Here is an 18,371-nt window from a genome sequence, read left to right on the forward strand (position 1 = left end):
AAGATCAGGTGCGCCGCCAGGGACTCGAACCCCGGACCCGCTGATTAAGAGTCAGCTGCTCTAACCAACTGAGCTAGCGGCGCCTGCTGACAGAGAAAATACTACCTGGTCCGCGGGGGTGCTCGTGACCACCCCCTGCCGCACCGGTCAGAGCGTGAGCGAGAGCAGCAGGGGAGCGGCCTTGCGGTTCAGGGTGTCGGCGGCGGTCCGCAGTCGGTGCGCGTGCTCGACGGGCAGGGACAGCGCCAGGCAGCCGACCGAGGCGCCGGCGGTGATCGGCACCGCCGCACACACGGTCCCCAGCGCGTACTCCTGGAGGTCGAGGGTGGGCACGGTGGCGGGCTGGGCGTCGAGCTTCGAGAAGAGCACCTTCTCGCTGGTGATCGTCCGCGAGGTCAGCCGGGCGATCTTGTGCCGGGAGAGGTGGTCGCGGCGGCCGTTCAGGTCGAGCTGCGTGAGCAGGCACTTGCCCACCGCGCTGGCGTGCGCCGCCGAGCGGAAGTCGACCCACTCGTGGACCTTCGGGGTGCGCGGGCTGTCCGCGAACTGCGTGATGCGGACCTCGCCGTCCAGATAGCGGCTGATGTAGACGGCTGCGCCCACCGAGTCGCGGAGCTGGTCCAGGGTCTCCTGCAGCTTGTTCTGCAGGGCCTGCTGCCGGTCCGCTCCCGAGCCGAGGAGGACCAGCGAGTCGCCTATCGCGTACGCCCCGTCCGACACCTGGAGGAGGTATCCCTCGCGGCGGAGCATGAGGAGCATCGGGGCGAGATGGGCCGACGGCAGGCCGGTCTCGCGTGCGATCTGGGCCTCTGACACACCACCGGTGTGCCGGGAGACCGTTTCGAGTACGCGAAGGGCGTACTGCACCGAATGGAACGGCGCGGTCGGCTCGGGCTTCAGCGCCACGGTTTCCCCCTAGCAGGTTGTTACCGCTTGCCCTACCACGATAGCCACCAAAGGGCCCATGTGGAGCGTCTGTTGAGCATTTTGATGGCTCGAAACACCCCCTGGGCAGGGGGCTATTTATCTGACATATGCCAAAGTCATGAGCATGCCGGTCAGACCCCGGGAATGCGCGGCCGCCGCTCCCTGTTCGACCTCTTCGTACGGATTCGGCAATCCATCAGCAGGCACTGCCAGGCCATCGGCAGGGCACGGCTCGGGACGGACGGAGGCGGCATGGTGGACACGCTGAGCGAGGCGATCCGGGGCGTACCGGCGGGAGGTGCTCCGGTGCCCCTGTCCGTACTGGACCTCGTCGCGGTCGGCAGCGGCGGGAGCGCGGCGGGCTCGCTGCGGACCAGCGTGGCCCTCGCCCGGCTCGCCGAGTCCCGCGGCTACCACCGCCACTGGGTGGCCGAGCACCACTCCATGCCGGGCGTGGCCAGCTCCTCGCCCGCGGTCATCCTGGCCCACCTGGCCGCGCACACCTCCCGGATCCGGCTCGGCTCGGGCGGGGTCATGCTGCCCAACCACGCGCCGCTCGTGATCGCCGAGCAGTTCGGCACCCTGGAGGCCCTGGCCCCGGGGCGGGTGGACCTCGGCCTCGGCCGGGCGCCCGGCACCGACGGCGGCACGGCCGCCGCCCTGCGCGGCACGACCCGGGCGGACGGGGCGGAGGAGTTCCCGCGGCAGCTGGCGGAACTGACCCGCTTCCTCGACGACGACTTCCCGGACGGGCACCCCTACGCCCGCGTCCACGCGGTGCCCGGACCCGTGCAGGGGCCCACCGGCCGGCCGCCGGTGTGGCTGCTGGGCTCCTCCGGCTTCAGCGCCCGGCTGGCCGGGGAGCTGGGGCTGCCCTTCGCCTTCGCCCACCACTTCTCCGCGGCCAACACCGTCCCGGCCCTCGACCTCTACCGGGAGAGCTTCCGCCCCTCGGCCGTCCTGGACGCGCCGTACGCCCTCATCGGGGTCGCCGCCCTCGCCGCCGACGAGGAGGGCGAGGCGCGGCGGCAGGCGATGACGGGCGCGCTCGCGATGCTGCGGCTGCGGCGCGGCAATCCGGGCCTGATCCCGACGCCCGAGGAGGCGGAGGCGTACGCGTTCAGTGCCCCGGAGCGGGAGTTCGTGGACGGCTGGCTGCGCAACGTCGTGCACGGGACGGCCGACGAGGTGCGGGCCGGGCTGGACGCACTGGTCGCGCGGACCGGGGCGGACGAGCTGATGCTCACCGCGCACACCCACGGCGGGGCGGCCCGGTTGCGCTCGTACGAGCTCGTCGCAGATGCGTACGGCCTCCCGGAGGCCGGTGCCTGAAAGGTCAACGGCACGCGAACGGGGTTTGGCTGGTTTGTTGCCGAAACCTTTCGCGCGGCCACCTGAAGAGATCCTTAAACCGCTCGTCACCAGGGGTGGCGGGCGGTTTCTGATGCCCCCTCACGTCCCTGACGTGCCCTTTCGCGCCCGAACTGGTCTAGTCCTGCTTTGGCCTGAACCATTGACTCGGCGTCGGCGTGACGGCTATCACTTCTCCCAGCACGTGCACCTCCCCTCCCCTCCCAACTCCGGAGGCAGTTCATGCACATCCGTAAACCGCTGCTCGCGGCCGTCACCACCGCCGCGCTCGCCGCCGGAGCCATGGCGGGTTTCGCCGGACTCACCACCGCCCAGGCCGCCGACGCCGCCGCCTCCACGGTGAGCGCCGGGGGCGTGAAGATCGCGTACTACGACCAGTGGAGCGTGTACGGCAACGCCTTCTACCCCAAGCACCTCGACACCCGTGGCATAGCGGGCAAGCTGGACGTCATCAACTACTCGTTCGGCAACATCCACCCCACCAACCTCACGTGTTTCGAGGCCAACAAGGCTGCGGGGGACGACAACAACCCCAACGCCGGTGACGGTGCGGGCGATTCGTACGCCGACTACCAGAAGTCCTTCAGCGCGGCCGACAGCGTGGACGGCGTCGCCGACAAGTGGGACCAGTCGATCGTGGGCGTCTTCAACCAGTTCAAGGAGCTGAAGGCGAAGTACCCCCACCTGAAGATCAACATCTCGCTGGGCGGCTGGACGTACTCCAAGTACTTCCACGACGCGGCGAAGACGGACGCGAGCCGCAAGAAGTTCGTCACCTCCTGCATCGACCAGTACATCAAGGGCAACCTGCCCGTCGAGGGCGGCTTCGGCGGCCCCGGCACCGCAGCCGGCGTCTTCGACGGGATCGACATCGACTGGGAGTACCCGGGCTCGTCCGGCGGCCACCTCGGCAACCACTACGGCCCCGAGGACAAGGCGAACTTCACGCTCCTGCTCAAGGAGTTCCGCGAGCAGCTCGACGCGCACGGCGCGGCCAACGGCGGCAAGAAGTACCTGCTGACCGCGGCCCTCCCGGCCGGCCAGGACAAGATCAAATACATCGAGACGGACAAGATCGGCGCGTACCTCGACTACGCGAACATCATGACGTACGACATGCACGGCGCCTGGGACGGCGACGGGCCGACGTACCACCAGTCCCCGCTGTACCCGTCCGCGGCCGACCCGACCGACCCGATCGCGCCGGGCACCGAGAAGTACAGCATCGACAACGCCATCGACTCCTGGATCGACGGCAACGCCGCCTACGGCATCGCGGGCGGCTTCCCCGCCGGCAAGCTCACCCTGGGCTACGAGTTCTACTACCGAGGCTGGAAGGGCGTCCCGGCCGGCACCAAGAACGGCCTCGCGCAGAGCGCGACCGGTGCCTCCAACGTCCGTCCGGTCAGCCAGCAGGCGGGCATCGCGCACTACAAGGAGCTCGGCGGGATCGTCGACAACGCCGCCACGACCTTCTGGGACGATCAGGCCAAGGCCTCGTACTTCTACAAGGACGGCGAGTTCTTCACCGGCCTCGACCAGCGTTCGATCCAGGCCCGGGTCGACTACGCCAAGCAGCGCGGCCTGGCCGGCGCGATGATGTACTCGCTCCTCGGCCTGGACAACAACACCACGCTGCTGAACCAGATCTCGGACGCCATGGGCGGCAGCACGGTCCCGCCGACCACTCCGCCGACCACTCCGCCCACGACGCCTCCCACGACGCCGCCGACGACCCCGCCGACCACGCCCCCGACCGGCTGCGGTGCGGTTCCGGCGTACGTGGCGGGCACGATCTACACGGCCGGCAACGAGGTCTCCCACAACGGCCGCAAGTGGAAGGCCCAGTGGTGGACGCAGAACGAGACGCCGGGCACGACCGGTGAGTGGGGTGTCTGGAAGGACCTCGGCGCCTGCTGATCCCCCCACCCCGCGCCGAGCGACGCCCCGCCCCGCACCCCCTGACCGAGGGTGCGGGGCGGCGGTGTGTCACATGGTTGCCGGATTCGCGACGCCGGTACGTGTTGATGTCGCTACGCTCGGCCACAAGCTCGTTTCCGCTTGGGGGTGCCGTCTCATGGTCCTGGCCCGCGACATCGATCCCAGTGCCTCGCCGCTCGACTACTACAGCTTCGAGCTGCGTCGGTTGAGAGAAGAGGCGGGGCTGAAGCAGGCGGAGCTGGGCGCGATCATCTTCTGCACCGGGTCGCTGATCGGCATGGTGGAGAACGGCCGCCGGGTCCCGACCCGCGACTTCTCGGAACGGGTCGACGCGGCCCTCGGCACCGGCGGGGTGTTCTCCCGCTTGGTGGGGCTGGTCCTGCGGAGCGTGCTGCCGACGTGGTTCCAGGAGTACGCCGAGATGGAGGCACGGGCGGCCTACATCTCCACCTATCAGCCTCAGTTGGTGCACGGGCTGCTCCAGACGGAGGCGTACGCGCGGGCTGTGCTGGCGAGTGGACTACCGGACCAGCTCGATGAGCTGGTTGCGGCCCGAATGGAGCGTCATCGCATCCTGCGCCGGGAGATGCCGCCGATGGTCTGGGTGGTGTTCGACGAGGGAGTGCTTCACCGGCCGATCGGGGGTCGACAGGTGATGCGTGAGCAACTCGCCCATCTGCTCAGCTTCCATGAGAACCGGTGGGCGCAGATCCAGGTGCTCCCCAATGCTGCCGGTGAACATGCAGGCCTGATCGGGTCGTTCACCGGGATGCGGTTCGCCAGTGACCCCGACGTGGTCTACACGGAAGACCTCATTTCGGGCCACATGACGGCCAACCCCGACGCGGTCAGGGAAGCCGCCCTTCGTTACGCTCACTTGCAGGCCGCTGCACTCTCTGTTGAGGACTCGGCGGTGTTGATCACGCGGGTAATGGAGGAGCGCTATGGGGAGCAACCAGAACCCGACGGGCGCCTGGTGGCGTAAGTCCAGCTACAGCGGAAACACCGGCGGCGAGTGCGTCGAGTGCGCCCCCCTCGGCGGAGCCGCCTGGCGCAAGGCCTCGTACAGCAGCACGAACGGCGGCGACTGCGTCGAGGTGGCCGCCCAGCCCTGCCGGGTCGCCGTCCGGGACTCCAAGAACCCCGAAGGCCCCGCCTTCACGGTCGCCCCGGAGGCGTTCACCGCCTTCGTCCGCAGCCTCTGAGTCAGGGCGGGGTCCGGGCAGAGTCGGCCCGGACCCCCGCGGGGATGCGGCGCGGCCCCGCGTGGCCGACGCTGGAAGCACGGGCGACCTCCCACACGAGGAGCCGAACCGATGCGCGAAGACTTCCGTCTGGCCATCCGCGGAGACCCGGCGTACAGCCGGGGCGAGCCGGTCCTCCTCACCTTCGAGCTCACGAACGTCGGCGGTACCGACTACCGGCTGCTCGTCTGGAACACCCCGCTCGAAGGCGAGGTCTTCAACTTCCTCGAGGTACGGCACGGGGATCGCCTGATCCCCTACGACGGGCGGTTCGTCAGCCGCGCCGACCCCGGTCCGGCCTCCTACCGGACCGTCCGGGCCGGTGAGACCGTCACCGGGCAGCTCGACGTCTCGGAGTCGTACGCGCTGGACGAGCCCGGCGCGTACGAGGTCACCCTGCTGGTGCGGTTCGCCGACGTCATCCCCGTCACCGGGCCCGACGCCCCCACCGCACGCCCCCGGGAGGATCACCAGGGCCTGACCCTCGGCCCGGTCACCACGGGCTTCGAGCTCCTCCCGGACGGCCCCGCCCGCCCCACCACGGGCGAGCGGGCGCGCACCGAACGGCCGAAGGACTCGGCGTGGCGGCTCACGATCGGGCCGGGTGCGGAACGGCGGGCGGCCGAGTCGCGGGACATCCCGCTCCCTCCGGGCTTCGACCAGGTCCTCGCCGCGCACGCCAACGCCGTTGCCTGGCTGGAGGCGGCCGTCGCCGGGATGAAGAGCTGGACCGCGCAGACGGACAACACGCTCTACACGGAGTGGTTCGGAGAGTACGACGCCGCCCGCTACAAGAAGGTGCTGGACCGCTTCACCGGGACGCTGGCCTATATGCGGGGGCAGACCACCTACGACCTGAGCCCGTCGTCGAAGTGCGGGGTCAACACCAACGCGTACACGCACCTCGGATCGGACACCGTCCACATCTGCCCGAACTTCTTCATGCTTTCGGTGACCGGAACCGACGCGCGGTTCGGCACCATCGTCCACGAGTGGAGCCACGCCGCACCGACAGTCGACACCGACGACATCGTGTACGGCCTGCCCGCATCGCGCGAACTCGCGGTCAGCAACCCGGACGCGGCGGCGAAGAACGCCGACAACTACAGCTCCTTCGTGGAGACGCTCAGCCTGCGCATGCTGACCGCGCCCCTCTGTCTGCCCAACGGCAAGGCGTACTTCTTCGCGGGCGGCGAGTACTACCGCATGGACATCGGCACCCGGCGGGTGGATCCCGGCTTTCCCCAGCCCATCGGCCCGCACTGGACCGGCCTGTGGAGCGACCGGATCGACGCGGCCGTGATGTGGAACAACGGCAAGGCCTACTTCTTCCGCGACGGCCAGTACATGCGGTACGACATCGACTCCGCCAGGGTGGACGACGGTTACCCGCTGCCCATCAGCGCGCACTGGCGCGGTCTGTGGGGCGACCGGATCGACGCGGCCGCCCTGTGGGACAACGGCAAGGCGTACTTCTTCCGCGACGAGGAGTACGTGCAGTACGACGTCGCTTCCGACAAGGTGGACCCCGGCTACCCGAAGCCCATCGTCCCGAACTGGCCCGGCGTGGGCAACGGCGCGATCCAGGGCGCTGCGATGTGGAGCGACGGCAAGGCGTACCTGCTGCGCGGCTGGCAGTACATCGGCTACGACGTTGAGACGCACCGGGCCGACCCCGCCTTCCCGCGGCCGGTCGGGGCGAACTGGCCCGGCCTGTGGAGCGACGGCGGCATCGACGTGGCGCTCATGTACAACAACGGCAACGCCTACTTCATGCGCGGGACGCAGTACAGGGCGTACGACATCGCGCAGAGACGGGTGATCCACCCCGACTACGAGCTGACCATCGCCGGCAACTGGCCCGGCCTGTGGGGGGACGAGATCGACGCGGCCCTGCCGCTGCCGGGCGGGAAGGTGTACTTCTTCCGCGGCAACGAGTACATGCGCTGGGACATCGCGGCCTACCGGGTGGATCCCGGTTTCCCGAGGCCGATCGCCGACGACTGGCCGGGGCTGTGGGCCGACGGGATCGACGCGGCCGTCCTGTGGCCCACCGGGAAGGCCTACTTCCTCCGCGGCGGCGAGTACATGCGGTACGACATCACCGAGGGTCGCGTGGACCCCGGGTACCCGCTGCCCATCGAGCCGTTCTGGCCCGGCCTGTGGCGCGACGGGGTCGACGCCGGCGTCGTGTGGAACAACGGCGAGGCGTACTTCTTCAAGGGCGACCGGTACATGCGGTACGACATCACCGCCGACCGCGTCGAGGACGGCTACCCGCTGCCCATCGGCCCGAACTGGCCCGGCCTGCCGGGCCGCACCGGCTAGCGCTGCGCTCGTGCTGGTTTGCCGCTCCGGCGAACGGAAAATGCAGCCGCGGCCAGGTCACGGGGACTACCGGCGGTCGTGTTCGGCGCCGACGTGGGTGCCGATCATCTCGGCGATGCGGTCCGGGGCCACCGCGCGCGAGTACAGCCAGCCCTGGCCGGTGTCGCAGCCCACCCGCCGCAGCCGGGCCGCCTGCCCGGCCGTCTCCACGCACTCCGCGGTGACGGTCAGCCCCAGCCGGTGGGCGAGCTGGACGAGGGCCTCGACGATGGTCTCGTCGGCGGGATTGGGGTGCGTCCCCTCCTCGTAGCGGAACCCGCGCACGAAGGAGCCGTCCAGTTTGAGGACGGAGACCGGCAGCCGGCTCAGGTAGGCGAGGTTCGAGTAGCCGGTGCCGAAGTCGTCGATGGCGATGCGCACGCCCATGTCGCTCAGCTCCTGCAGGGCCTGGAGCGGCCGTCCGGCCGAGCCCATCACCGCCGACTCCGTCAGCTCCAGCTGGAGCAGCTGCGGATCGAGACCGGTCTCGGCCAGGATCTCCGCGACGTCGCCCACCAGGTCGGAGTCCCAGACCTGCCGCACGGCGACGTTGACGCTCACGAACACCGGGGTGTCCGTGGACTGGGCGAGGTCGAGCTGCCAGCGGCGGGCCTGCCGGCAGGCGGTCCGCAGCACCCACTGGCCCAGCTGGACGATGGATCCGTCCTCTTCCGCAATTCCGATGAACCGATTCGGCGCCAGGGTGCCGAACTGCGGGTGGTTCCACCGTACGAGCGCCTCGACGCCCCGTACCGCCCCGCTCTCCAGGTCCACCAGCGGCTGGTACTCCAGCGCGAACTCGCCCCGCTCCACGGCCGGCCGCAGCGTCGAAGAGAGCGCCTGGCGGGTCATCCGGTGGGCGTTGCGCTCCGGGTCGAAGAGGGTCCAGCGGGCCTTCCCGTCGGCCTTCGCCCAGTACAGCGTGGTGTCCGCCATCTGCATCAGGCCGGTGGCCGAGGTGCCGTCCGTCGCCCGCTCGACCACGCCGATCGACGCCGAGACCGACAGTCGCTGACCCGCCAGCTCGAACGGCTCCTGCACCGCGCTCAGCACGGACCGGGCCAGGTCGGCGAGCTGCTCGGTGCCGGTGGAGTCCTCGACCAGCAGGGCGAACTCGTCGCCGCCGAGCCGGGCCACCAGATGTCCGCCGCCGCGCCGGTAGCCCGACTGGTCGGCCTCCTCCGCGCAGTGGGTCAGCCGTGCGGCCACGGCCGTCAGGAGCCGGTCCCCGACCCGGTGCCCCAGGGTGTCGTTGACCGCCTTGAAGCCGTCGAGGTCGAGGTAGCACAGGCCGATCCGCCCGGTGCCGCCGTGCTCGTACGACGACGCCTCCAGGGCGGCCGAGAGCCGCTCGAAGAACAGCGCGCGGTTCGGCAGCCGGGTCACCGGGTCGTGCATCTGGAGGTGCCGCAGCCGGGCCTGGAGGTCGCGGCGGTCGCTGATGTCGGCCACCGACAGCAGCACGTCCCGGGTGCCCGGGACCGGGCCCACGGTCACCTCGGTCCACAGCGAGTGCCCGTCGGGGTGCTTGAGCCGCCGGGTGCAGCGCAGCCGGGCCTGCCGCCCGCGCAGCACCTCGAGGTACGCCTGCCAGGTACGGGCCTCCGCCGCGAGGTCGACGAGGTCGGCGGCGGACTGCTCGACCAGGGAGTGCGGCTCGGCGCCCAGCAGCTGGGCCAGGGCGTGGTTGGCGGAGACCACGAGCCCGTCGCGGTCGACGACGGCCATGGCGAGGTGCGCCGCGTTGAAGGCGGCCCGGTAGTCACGCAGTTCGGCGGCTGACCGGCCGGTGAAATAACGCTCCGTAGTCGCCGGTCGGATGCTGTCAGCCGCTGAACCGGGTCCTTCCGTTGTTCCGCTCACCGCTCGCTCCCGGTGTCCGCGCAGGAAAGTGTGCCGATCATAGAGGCTGCCGGGAGCGGCTATCCAGCCGCGTCGCCGCAGCCTTCGGCAACAGTCCGACCATGGTTGATCGTTTCTGCGCGGCCCTGTGCAGCGATGAACGTGCAGGTCCACCCCTGATCGGATGTGACGTTCCGTGATGCCTGGGTGGTCAGCGGCGCGTACGGCGGCTCACTCGTGTGGGGCACCGGAACAGGACAATCTAGTACGTATCGGCACAAGGTGGGTGGGATGTTCCGAACCCCCACCGGAGGTCCACGTGCCGCGACAGCTGACACCCGGGGGAGTGGAGCGCTACCGCATCCGCAGCACGGCAGCGGCGCTCACCTCCCTGACGGCGCTTGCTGCCATGTCCCTCGTCGCGGGGCCGGCGGTGGCCGAGCCGGGTGCCGGACCCTGCGAGCTGACCCGGACCGCGGCGCACCACTCCCTCGGCCTCGACACCTGGAACGCCGCCTACCCCAAGCCGGCCCGCCGCCTCGACGCCGTGATGGTCTTCCTGTCCTTCCCCGACGCCCGCCCGCAGTACGGCCCCGAGGAACTGGCCGCCGACTACTTCCCGGCGACCAGCCGCTTCTTCGAGCAGGCTTCGTACGGCAGGTTCCGGCTCGTCCCGCATCCCGGCCGGGAGTGGATCGCGATGCCCAAGGCGTCCACCGCCTACGGGATAAGGCGGGACTGGGCGCCCGATGACCGGGCGTCCTATCTGCGGGACGCGGTGGCCGCCGCCGATCGGAAGGTGGACTTCAGCCGGTACGACGTCGTCTACTTCGTCGCCGACCCGGACGCCCCGGGCGTGGACTCCGACGCCACCAAGGTCGTCAACTTCGACCGTCCGATCCGCGCCGACGGCGCCGAGCTGCGCCGGATCGTCACCGTCTTCGAGAGCCGCCCGCCGGACCGCAACGTCCTCGCGCACGAGACCGGCCACGTCTTCGACCTCCCGGACCTGTACCACCGCCCCACGGACGGCAAGGGCGACTGGGACACCTACGTCGGCGACTGGGACGTCATGGGCAGCCAGTTCGGGATGGCGCCGGACCTGTTCGCCTGGCACAAGTGGAAGCTCGGCTGGCTGGCCCCCGGCCAGGTGGACTGCGTACAGGGCGGGTCCTCGCTGCACACGCTCCAGTCGCTGGGCGCCCCGGGCGTGACCGGCGGCCGCGGCGGCACCCGGCTCGCGGTGGTCCGTACCGGGGAGAACAGCGTCATCGCCGTGGAGGCGCGCGGCGCGGTCGGCAACGACTCCGGGACGTGCACCGAGGGCGTGCTGATCTACCGGGTGCGCAACGAGGCCGCGTCCGGCGGCGGGCCCGTCGAGGTGCTGGACACCCACCCGGACACCGAGGCCTGCTGGGACCAGTCGGTCTACCCGGCGCTCGCGGACGCGCCGCTGGCGGTCGGGGAGTCGTACAAGGTGCCCGGCGAGAGCATCCGGATCGAGGTGGCCGACCGTACCCGGTCGGGAGACTGGACCGTGAAGATCACCACCTGAGCCGGGCCGCCGGACCCGTCCGGAACACGAAGAAGCCCCTCGCATCGCTGCGAGGGGCTTCTTCCGTCTGTGCGCCGCCAGGGACTCGAACCCCGGACCCGCTGATTAAGAGTCAGCTGCTCTAACCAACTGAGCTAGCGGCGCCTGCTGACGTCGTAGACATTAGCATCCGGATCCGCCGAAGGAAAAATCGATACCCGCACCGTCGCAGCTGAGGCGGTACGCGCGGCCCGGACGCAGGCCCACAGGAAGACCTCGGGGCCCGGCAGCCAGGGCTGGCGGCTGTCGGGGGCGACGAGCCAGCGCGACGGCTGCGGCGCGCCGTCCGGCGGCGCTGCGAGGGCCGGTACGGCGATGGCGTCCCCGCGGCCGTGGCAGAGCAGGGCCGGGATCGCCGAACCCCACTCCTCCCAGTCCAGCAGTGCAGGCAGCCGGTGGGCCGTGCCCGGCGCGGCGAACAGCAGCATCCGTCCGCGGTGCACGGCCACCGGGCCCGAGCCCGGCCCGTCCTCCCAGAGCCTGTCCAGCATCCGCCGCCCGAACGTCGCGGGTACGTTCACGACGTCGAAGGCCGAACCGCAGGGCAGCACCGCGGGCGCGGTGGGGCGCGCTTCCCAGAGGGAGAGGGTGCTGCGGGGGTGGGGGGAGGCCGAGGCGAGCCACGCGGCGCCCGGCGGGGTCACATGGGCGGCCGGATGCCGGCCGAGCCCCTCCGCCTCGAGCAGCCCGAACAGGCCGGCCTCGTCGGCGTCGCCCACGGCGGCCTGACACCCGCCGGCCGGCTTGTCTCGCGTCTCGTCCCGCAGCCAAGAGCTCATGCGCCCTACATTTACCGGGCGTGTCTGTTCCGTTTCAAAGAGTTGCGGGAAACCGGGACAGGGAGGGGCGGGGTGGGGTATCTTCCGCCCCGGCATATGCCAGTGGCTCTTGGTCGGTCATCAGTTCTACGCCCGGACCGCCCCGGAGCGCCCTGGTCGGGCGGCTGTTCGCCGCCCGTTCAGGAGGCCGGGTCGGAGTCGCCGTTCAGGAGTCCGCGGCCGAACTCGATCATCTTCTCGGCGTAGTCCTCGGTCCACTCCGCCTGCTCCGCAATGGCCGCGGCGGGCAGCCGGTCGAACCGGCGCGGGTCCGCGAGCTGCGCCGCGGCCACCGCCTGGAACTCCATCGCGCGGTCCTGTGCGGCCCGGAAGGCGAGCGTCAGCTCGGTGGCGCGGGCGAGCAGCTCGCGGGGGTCCTCGATGGACTCCAGGTCGAAGAAGTGCTCGGGGTCCGCGACGGCCTCCGAGGGCTCGAAGAGCAGCGGTGCGGGCCGCAGCCTCCGCTCGGTCCGCTCGGGCTCTGCCATGCGTGTCCTCCGGCTGTGATCGTGGGCGTACGGCCGTCCGTGCGGGCCGCGTACGGACGTGCGCGCGGCGCGGCGAGGGCCGCCGCGCCGGTCTGACCCCCACCTGGTGCTTCCGCGCGGGCCACCCTCCATTGTCCAACCCCGCGCAAGACCGCCGCCCGGGGCCGCGGACGGGGCGGGGGAGGCCTCAGCGCTCCAGGTGGCCCGTGTCGTTCCAGCGCTCCAGCGCCGGCGCCCCGTACGCCCAGCCCAGTACCGACAGGGAGGTCGGGTCGAGCTTGATCCGGGCGCCGAAGGACGCGTCCATGCCGAGCCAGCGCGCGGCCAGCGTGCGCAGGATGTGGCCGTGCGCGAAGACCAGGACGTCGCGCTCCGACGAGCGGGCCCAGGCGACCACCTCGTCCGCGCGCGCCGAGACGTCGGCGACCGATTCACCGCCCGCGGCGCCGTTGCGCCAGATCAGCCAGCCCGGCCGGATCGCGTGGATCTCGGCCGGAGTCAGGCCCTCGTAGTCGCCGTAGTCCCACTCCATCAGCATGTCCCACGGCTCCGCCCGCGCCCCGAAGCCCGCCAGGTCGCAGGTCTCGCTCGCCCGGACCAGCGGGCTCGTGCGCACCTCCAGCCCCGGCAGCCCCGCCCACGGCTCCTGGGCCAGCCGGTCCCCGAGCAGCTTCGCCCCGCGGCGGCCCTCCTCCAGGAGCGGGACGTCCGTACGTCCGGTGTGCTGGCCGGACAGCGACCACTCGGTCTGGCCGTGGCGTGCCAGCAGGATGCGGGGTGCCATGCGTTCTCTCCCGGTACGAGGCGATTCACGAGGTAATACGGCAACCCGACCATCATCCCGCACGTGAACAACATGCGGCTTCCGAAGCAACCTCCGGCTTTCCGCAAGCGTCTTACGCCGTATGTCAGAACGCGTACACCGCCCGCGCTGGTGGGTCGAACTCCTGCTCATCGGCGTCGTGTACGCCGCATACTCCGGCGGGCGCCTCCTCGCCCGCGGCGACGTGACGACCGCCGTCGACCACGGCCTCGCGATACTCCACTACGAAAAGCTCCTGTACCTCAACGCCGAACACCCGCTCAACCGGCTGTTCACGGAGGAACCCTGGCTCGGCATACCCGCCGACTTCGTCTACGCCTCGCTGCACTACCTCGTCACGCCGGCCGTCCTCATATGGCTGTACCTGCGCCGCCCCGCCGCCTACGTCACGGCCCGCACGTGGCTGATGCTCTCCACCCTCCTCGGCCTCGTCGGCTTCACGCTGATGCCCACCTGCCCGCCCCGGCTGCTCGACGCCGTGCACGGCTTCACCGACACCATGGCCCAGTACAGCTCGTACGGCTGGTGGGGCGCCGAGGCCAGCGCCCCGCGCGGGCTCGGATCGTTCACGAACCAGTACGCCGCCATGCCGAGCCTGCACGTCGGCTGGGCCCTGTGGTGCGGGATCCTGCTCTGGCAGTACGGCCGCACCCCGCTGATGCGCGTCGCGGGCGTCGTCTACCCCGCCCTCACCGTGATCGTCGTGCTCGGCACCGCGAACCACTACCTGCTGGACGCCGTCGCCGGCGCCGCGGTCATGGGCGTGGGCTTCCTGCTGACCCCGTACGCCCGGCGGACCGCGGAACGCCTCGCCCCGCGATTTCGGCGGAAGTCCGCGATTGTCAGTGCCGGATGGGACACTTCCGCGGGTGAGCGCCTACCCGCCCAGCGGACCCCCGCAGACGACGACACTCCGGCAGCGGCTCGCTGAGCTGCGCGGCCCCGCCGTGCCCCCGCGTCCCCTGGACGCGCGGGCCCTCGCGGCGCTGGCAGCCAACCCCGGATGCCGCAGACGCGCGCTGCTGGACGGCGCCGGCGTGGACAAGACCGCCCTCGCCTCGGCGCTCGGCTCGCCCGCTTCGTACGGCCAGTCGCAGTTCGCGATGGTCCGCGGCAACTCCTTCGAGGCCAAGGTCAAGGGCGACGGCGGCACGGAGCTCCTCCGCCTGGTGCACGAGCGGCTCGGCGGCGGCGCCGAGCCGCCCCGCGCGGCCCACGTCCCTGACCTCACCGCCGCCGGGCCCGAGGGCCGCGCCGCCCGCACCTCCCTCGCGCTGCGGGAGGCCACCTCCTCCGGGACCTGGACCCTCCTCGACCACCCGATGCTCGCGCTGGAGGTGGCGGGCTCCCCGGCCTACCTGGAACCGGACGCCGTCGTGGTCCACCCCGACGGCCGGTGGACGGTCGTCGAGATCAAGTCCTTCCCGATGGTCGACGGGAGCGCCGACCCGGCCAAGGTCGGGGCCGCCGCCCGCCAGGCCGCCGTCTACGTCCTCGCCCTCGAGCGGATCGCAGCCGTGCTCGACGGCGCCCGGGTCGGCCACGCGGTCCTGCTGGTGTGCCCCAAGGACTTCTCGAACCTCCCGACGGCCGCAGCCGTCGACGTCCGCAAGCAGCGCGCGGTCACCAGCCGCCAGCTCGACCGGCTCACCCGCGTCGAGGACCTCGCGGCCGCGCTGCCCGCCGGGACCACGTTCGACCTCGCCCTGCCGCGCGCCGAGCTGACCGAGGCCGTCGAATCCGTCTCCGCCGCCTACGCCCCCGACTGCCTGGCCGCCTGCGAACTGGCCTTCCACTGCCGCGACCGGGCCCGCTCCGCCGGATCCGTCACCACCCTCGGCCGCGGCCTCCGCGGCGAACTGGGCACGCTGACGACGGTCGAGGCGGCCCTCGCCGCCGCCGGCGGCTGCCCGGCCGGCCCGGCAGCGGGCGCGGGAGCCGCCGCGGGCGACCCCGTCGCGGAGGCCCTCCACCGCGCCGCCCGGCTGCGCGCCGAGGCCCTGGAGGCGGCCGGATGTCCCTCCTGACCACCCTCGCCCGGCTCGAAGCCGTCCGTGCCGGCCGCGCCCGGCCCCTCGCGACCGTCCGCCACCGCCACCTCGGCGAGCGCCCCCTCGTCTTCGTACCGCTGACCACCGCCGGTGAGGCGGGCGCCCCGCTCGGCGCGCTCGTCGGCACCGACCGGGACGCCCCGCGGCTCCTCGTCGTCCCGCAGCCCCGCGACCGCGACCTGCGCTGGGCCTTCCTCGCGGACCTCGCCGAGGAGGTGCTGCCGTACCTCGACTCGTACGCCGACACCGTCGAGCCCGCCGAGCGCACCGAGACCGACCCGGAGACCGGCAAGCGGGTCAAGGTCCCCACCGAACTCTGCCTGGACGCCCCCCAGCTGGTCGTGCCGAGCGCCGCCGGCATCGAGTACGTACGCCTCCTCGGCCGGTCCATGCGCTTCCGGCGCACTGCCGAGCAGGACCCCGACACCCCGTACCCGGCACCCGCCCGCGTCCCCCTCCTCGGGCGGTGGCTCACCCACCTCGCCGAGCGCTCCCGGATGCCCGGCTCCGCGCTGCTGCTCTCCGCGACCGGCCTGCTCTCCCGCCACTGGGCCACCGGCCAGAGCAGCCTGGAGGACCAGCACCTCGGCGCGCTCCTGGCCTGGATAGCGCCCGACCCCGACGCCGCGGGCACCGGAGCGGATCAGGCCCTGCGCGCCGAGCTGGACCGCACCGCCGACGGGCAGCTCGTGGTGCCCCCCGCGGGCCCCGCCACCGACCCGGCGTTCGACAACCGGCTCCTCGCCCCCGCCATGGCCCGCTACGACGCCGCCCGGTCGGCCCACCCCGCCGACCCGGCAGCCGTCGCCGCGGCCGCCCGGGCCGTGCGCGACCTGGTCGAGGCCCAGCTGATGCCCACCTGGCGGGCGGTCTGGCAGGCCCTGGACCTCGTACGCACCCTGCCCCCGGGCCACCACACCGAGCAGCGCTGGACCGGCGACCGCTGGTCGTACACCGGCCACCGCGACCGGGTCCGGGCCGGGGAGCCGCCGCAGCCGCGCCAGGACGACGCCGTCACCGCCGCGCAGAAACTCGGCCGGCGCGAGACCGAACAGGCCCGGCTGGACGCCCAGGAGGCCCTGGACGACCCGCTGGCCATGGCCGCGCGGCGACTGGCCGGCGAGGCCTTCGCGGGCGAGGTCACCGAGGTCGTCATGGAGTGGACGGAGTCGAAGCGGCCCAGCCCGCGGCCGCTGGTCACCGTCCGCACCGACGACCGGCCGCCGCTCGACGGGCCGGTCAAGGTCTACCGCTCGCTCGACGGCCGCACCCAGACCGCGGAGTTCGTCCGGCAGGAGGAGGGCGCCGCGCTGGTGCTGCGCCTGCTCGACAAGATGGGCCGCGGCCGGGACCCGGAGCCGGGCTCCGTGCCGGAGAAGGGCGACCGGGTCTGCTGGACCCTCTTCGAGCACGAGCCGCGCACCGGACCGAAGCTGCCCGACCCGGAGGACACCCCCTGGACGCACGGCGGCCCGCCCGGAGCCGCGGTTGCCGAACGCACCGACCCCGTGACCGACGAGGACCTCCTGTGACGCTGCGCGCTCCCGAAGCCGCCGGCACCTTCGACCCGGGCGCGGCCGCGGCCAGGGCCACGGCCGCCATCCTGCACGACACGCTGCACGGCACCGCCCGCGGCGTGGTCGTGGACTCCCCGCCCGGCGCGGGGAAGTCCACGCTCGTCGTGCGCGCGGCCCGCGAACTGGCCGGGGCCGGCCGCCGCCTCATGATCGTCGCGCAGACCAACGCCCAGGTGGACGACCTGGTGCTGCGGCTCGCGGACAAGGACCCCGAGCTGCGGGTCGGCCGCCTGCACAGCAGCGACGCCGACGCCTACGACAAGGCGCTGCTGGGCCGGCCCTCGGTCGTGCTCTCCGCGAAGCCGGCGGACCTGGCCGAACTGCCCGTGGTCGTCTCCACGGCTGCGAAATGGGGCCACACCCAGGGCGTCGGGCCGTGGGAACACGCCATCGTCGACGAGGCGTACCAGATGCGCTCGGACGCGCTCCTCGCCGTGGCCGGGCTCTTCGAACGGGCCCTGTTCGTGGGCGACCCCGGGCAGCTCGACCCGTTCAGCGTCGTCGGCGCGGACCAGTGGGCGGGACTGTCGTACGACCCCTCCGCCTCCGCTGTCTCCACCCTGCTCGCGCACAATCCGGACCTGCCCCAGCACCGGCTGCCCGTGTCCTGGCGGCTGCCGGCCTCGGCCGCGCCGCTGGTCTCGGGCGCGTTCTACCCGTACACGCCCTTCCGCAGCGGTACGCGCCACGGCGACCGGCGGCTGTCGTACGGCGTGGCCGGCGACGGGTCGGGCCCGGACCGTGTCCTCGACGAGGCCGCGGAGTCCGGCTGGGGCCTGCTCGAACTCCCCGCCCGCCACACGCCGCGCACCGACCCGGAGGCGGTCCGGGCGGTGGCGCTGGTGGTACGCCGCGCCCTGGACCGGGGCGCGGTCGCGGTCTCCGAGCAGTCCCCCGACGCGGTACCGCTGACCGCGGACCGGATCGCGGTGGGCACCGCCCACCGCGACCAGGCGGCGGCGGTCCGCGCGGCCCTCGCCGAGCTGGGCGTCACGGGCGTCACGGTCGACACCGCGAACCGCCTCCAGGGCCGCGAGTACGACCTGACGGTCGTCCTGCACCCGCTGTCCGGCCGCCCGGACGCCACGGCCTTCCACCTGGAGACGGGCCGGCTGTGCGTGCTGACTTCCCGTCACCGCCACGCCTGCGTGGTCGTGGCCCGCGCGGGCATAGCGGACCTGCTGGACGAGCACCCCTCGACGGACCCGGTCCAGCTCGGCGTGACGGTGAAGTTCCCGGACGGCTGGGAGGCCAACCACTCGGTGCTGTCGCACCTGGCGGAGCACCGGGTGGCCTGGCGGCCGTAGCGGTGGCGCCACCGGGACGGT

The 18,371-nt window shown here is 72.2% G+C and carries 15 protein-coding genes and 2 tRNA genes; 10 read left to right on the forward strand and 7 right to left on the reverse strand.

The window, feature by feature from the left end; all coding sequences use genetic code 11:
• Positions 1–9: 9 nt before the first annotated feature.
• Together ACZ7H1_RS22255 and ACZ7H1_RS22260 are read right to left on the reverse strand one after the other, a co-directional pair.
• A tRNA-Lys gene (locus ACZ7H1_RS22255) sits at positions 10–83 on the reverse strand.
• 64 nt (positions 84–147) lie between these two features.
• Complete coding sequence (locus ACZ7H1_RS22260) at positions 148–906, reverse strand: IclR family transcriptional regulator (RefSeq protein WP_470788956.1); 759 nt, start codon at positions 904–906, stop codon at positions 148–150.
• 273 nt (positions 907–1,179) lie between these two features.
• On the opposite strand from ACZ7H1_RS22260, the gene ACZ7H1_RS22265 reads away from it, so the two are divergent.
• The 5 genes from ACZ7H1_RS22265 (at position 1,180) to ACZ7H1_RS22285 (ending at position 7,811) form a co-directional block, all read left to right on the forward strand.
• The gene (locus ACZ7H1_RS22265; protein WP_470788957.1) at positions 1,180–2,259 is read left to right on the forward strand and encodes an LLM class flavin-dependent oxidoreductase; all 1,080 of its coding nucleotides are present in this window, start codon (positions 1,180–1,182) and stop codon (positions 2,257–2,259) included.
• Between the two features lie 261 nt (positions 2,260–2,520).
• Complete coding sequence (locus ACZ7H1_RS22270; RefSeq protein WP_470788958.1) at positions 2,521–4,218, forward strand: glycosyl hydrolase family 18 protein; 1,698 nt, start codon at positions 2,521–2,523, stop codon at positions 4,216–4,218.
• Between the two features lie 157 nt (positions 4,219–4,375).
• The gene (locus ACZ7H1_RS22275) at positions 4,376–5,224 is read left to right on the forward strand and encodes a helix-turn-helix domain-containing protein (protein WP_470788960.1); all 849 of its coding nucleotides are present in this window, start codon (positions 4,376–4,378) and stop codon (positions 5,222–5,224) included.
• Positions 5,184–5,444, forward strand: coding sequence for a DUF397 domain-containing protein (locus ACZ7H1_RS22280; RefSeq protein WP_470788962.1), 261 nt, complete (start codon positions 5,184–5,186; stop codon positions 5,442–5,444). Before ACZ7H1_RS22275 ends, ACZ7H1_RS22280 begins: the two co-directional genes overlap by 41 nt.
• A gap of 111 nt (positions 5,445–5,555) precedes the next feature.
• Positions 5,556–7,811: a hemopexin repeat-containing protein gene (locus ACZ7H1_RS22285; RefSeq protein ID WP_470788963.1), complete on the forward strand. Its 2,256-nt coding sequence runs from the start codon at positions 5,556–5,558 to the stop codon at positions 7,809–7,811.
• Positions 7,812–7,877: 66 nt separating this feature from the next.
• Here the strand turns inward: ACZ7H1_RS22285 and ACZ7H1_RS22290 are convergent, their stop codons facing one another.
• Positions 7,878–9,713 carry a putative bifunctional diguanylate cyclase/phosphodiesterase gene (locus tag ACZ7H1_RS22290; protein ID WP_470788965.1) on the reverse strand — a complete coding sequence of 612 codons (1,836 nt, stop codon included), beginning with the start codon at positions 9,711–9,713 and terminating at the stop codon, positions 7,878–7,880.
• 298 nt (positions 9,714–10,011) lie between these two features.
• Between ACZ7H1_RS22290 and ACZ7H1_RS22295 the strand changes: the two genes are divergently transcribed.
• Positions 10,012–11,247, forward strand: coding sequence for a M6 family metalloprotease domain-containing protein (locus tag ACZ7H1_RS22295; protein WP_470788967.1), 1,236 nt, complete (start codon positions 10,012–10,014; stop codon positions 11,245–11,247).
• A gap of 70 nt (positions 11,248–11,317) precedes the next feature.
• Here ACZ7H1_RS22295 and ACZ7H1_RS22300 read toward each other — a convergent pair.
• From ACZ7H1_RS22300 to ACZ7H1_RS22315, 4 genes are all read right to left on the reverse strand, one after another.
• Positions 11,318–11,391 (reverse strand) — tRNA-Lys (locus ACZ7H1_RS22300).
• On the reverse strand, positions 11,382–12,065 hold the full coding sequence (locus tag ACZ7H1_RS22305; protein WP_470788969.1) for a bifunctional DNA primase/polymerase: 684 nt from the start codon (positions 12,063–12,065) through the stop codon (positions 11,382–11,384). The genes ACZ7H1_RS22300 and ACZ7H1_RS22305 overlap by 10 nt, the downstream gene beginning before the upstream one ends.
• Before the next feature lie 179 nt (positions 12,066–12,244).
• Entirely contained in the window at positions 12,245–12,592 is a 348-nt protein-coding gene (locus tag ACZ7H1_RS22310; protein WP_470788970.1) for a hypothetical protein, read from the reverse strand.
• A 187-nt stretch (positions 12,593–12,779) separates the two neighbouring features.
• Complete coding sequence (locus ACZ7H1_RS22315; protein ID WP_470788971.1) at positions 12,780–13,376, reverse strand: histidine phosphatase family protein; 597 nt, start codon at positions 13,374–13,376, stop codon at positions 12,780–12,782.
• A gap of 121 nt (positions 13,377–13,497) precedes the next feature.
• Here ACZ7H1_RS22315 and ACZ7H1_RS22320 point away from each other — a divergent pair, with 121 nt between their 5' ends.
• Genes ACZ7H1_RS22320 through ACZ7H1_RS22335 form a run of 4 tightly spaced genes read left to right on the forward strand, consistent with a single transcriptional unit; the run spans position 13,498 to position 18,350 of the window.
• Positions 13,498–14,346, forward strand: a complete 849-nt coding sequence (locus ACZ7H1_RS22320; protein ID WP_470788973.1) for a phosphatase PAP2 family protein — start codon at positions 13,498–13,500, stop codon at positions 14,344–14,346.
• Complete coding sequence (locus ACZ7H1_RS22325) at positions 14,285–15,442, forward strand: hypothetical protein (protein WP_470788974.1); 1,158 nt, start codon at positions 14,285–14,287, stop codon at positions 15,440–15,442. Before ACZ7H1_RS22320 ends, ACZ7H1_RS22325 begins: the two co-directional genes overlap by 62 nt.
• Positions 15,430–16,998: a hypothetical protein gene (locus ACZ7H1_RS22330; protein WP_470788975.1), complete on the forward strand. Its 1,569-nt coding sequence runs from the start codon at positions 15,430–15,432 to the stop codon at positions 16,996–16,998. The genes ACZ7H1_RS22325 and ACZ7H1_RS22330 overlap by 13 nt, the downstream gene beginning before the upstream one ends.
• Positions 16,995–18,350 carry an AAA domain-containing protein gene (locus ACZ7H1_RS22335; protein WP_470788977.1) on the forward strand — a complete coding sequence of 452 codons (1,356 nt, stop codon included), beginning with the start codon at positions 16,995–16,997 and terminating at the stop codon, positions 18,348–18,350. The genes ACZ7H1_RS22330 and ACZ7H1_RS22335 overlap by 4 nt, the downstream gene beginning before the upstream one ends.
• The last annotated feature ends 21 nt before the right edge of the window (positions 18,351–18,371 follow it).

The sequence above is a fragment of the Streptomyces sp. NPDC037401 genome (assembly GCF_055602345.1).

Excerpts from the sequence above, each read along its gene's own strand:
- ACZ7H1_RS22310 (WP_470788970.1), bottom strand. The coding sequence starts at position 12,592 with ATGGCAGAGCCCGAGCGGACCGAGCGGAGGCTGCGGCCCGCACCGCTG.
- ACZ7H1_RS22305 (WP_470788969.1), bottom strand. The coding sequence starts at position 12,065 with ATGAGCTCTTGGCTGCGGGACGAGACGCGAGACAAGCCGGCCGGCGGG.
- ACZ7H1_RS22330 (WP_470788975.1), top strand. The coding sequence starts at position 15,430 with ATGTCCCTCCTGACCACCCTCGCCCGGCTCGAAGCCGTCCGTGCCGGC.
- ACZ7H1_RS22265 (WP_470788957.1), top strand. The coding sequence starts at position 1,180 with ATGGTGGACACGCTGAGCGAGGCGATCCGGGGCGTACCGGCGGGAGGT.
- ACZ7H1_RS22280 (WP_470788962.1), top strand. The coding sequence starts at position 5,184 with ATGGGGAGCAACCAGAACCCGACGGGCGCCTGGTGGCGTAAGTCCAGC.
- ACZ7H1_RS22315 (WP_470788971.1), bottom strand. The coding sequence starts at position 13,376 with ATGGCACCCCGCATCCTGCTGGCACGCCACGGCCAGACCGAGTGGTCG.
- ACZ7H1_RS22285 (WP_470788963.1), top strand. The coding sequence starts at position 5,556 with ATGCGCGAAGACTTCCGTCTGGCCATCCGCGGAGACCCGGCGTACAGC.
- ACZ7H1_RS22270 (WP_470788958.1), top strand. The coding sequence starts at position 2,521 with ATGCACATCCGTAAACCGCTGCTCGCGGCCGTCACCACCGCCGCGCTC.
- ACZ7H1_RS22320 (WP_470788973.1), top strand. The coding sequence starts at position 13,498 with ATGTCAGAACGCGTACACCGCCCGCGCTGGTGGGTCGAACTCCTGCTC.
- ACZ7H1_RS22275 (WP_470788960.1), top strand. The coding sequence starts at position 4,376 with ATGGTCCTGGCCCGCGACATCGATCCCAGTGCCTCGCCGCTCGACTAC.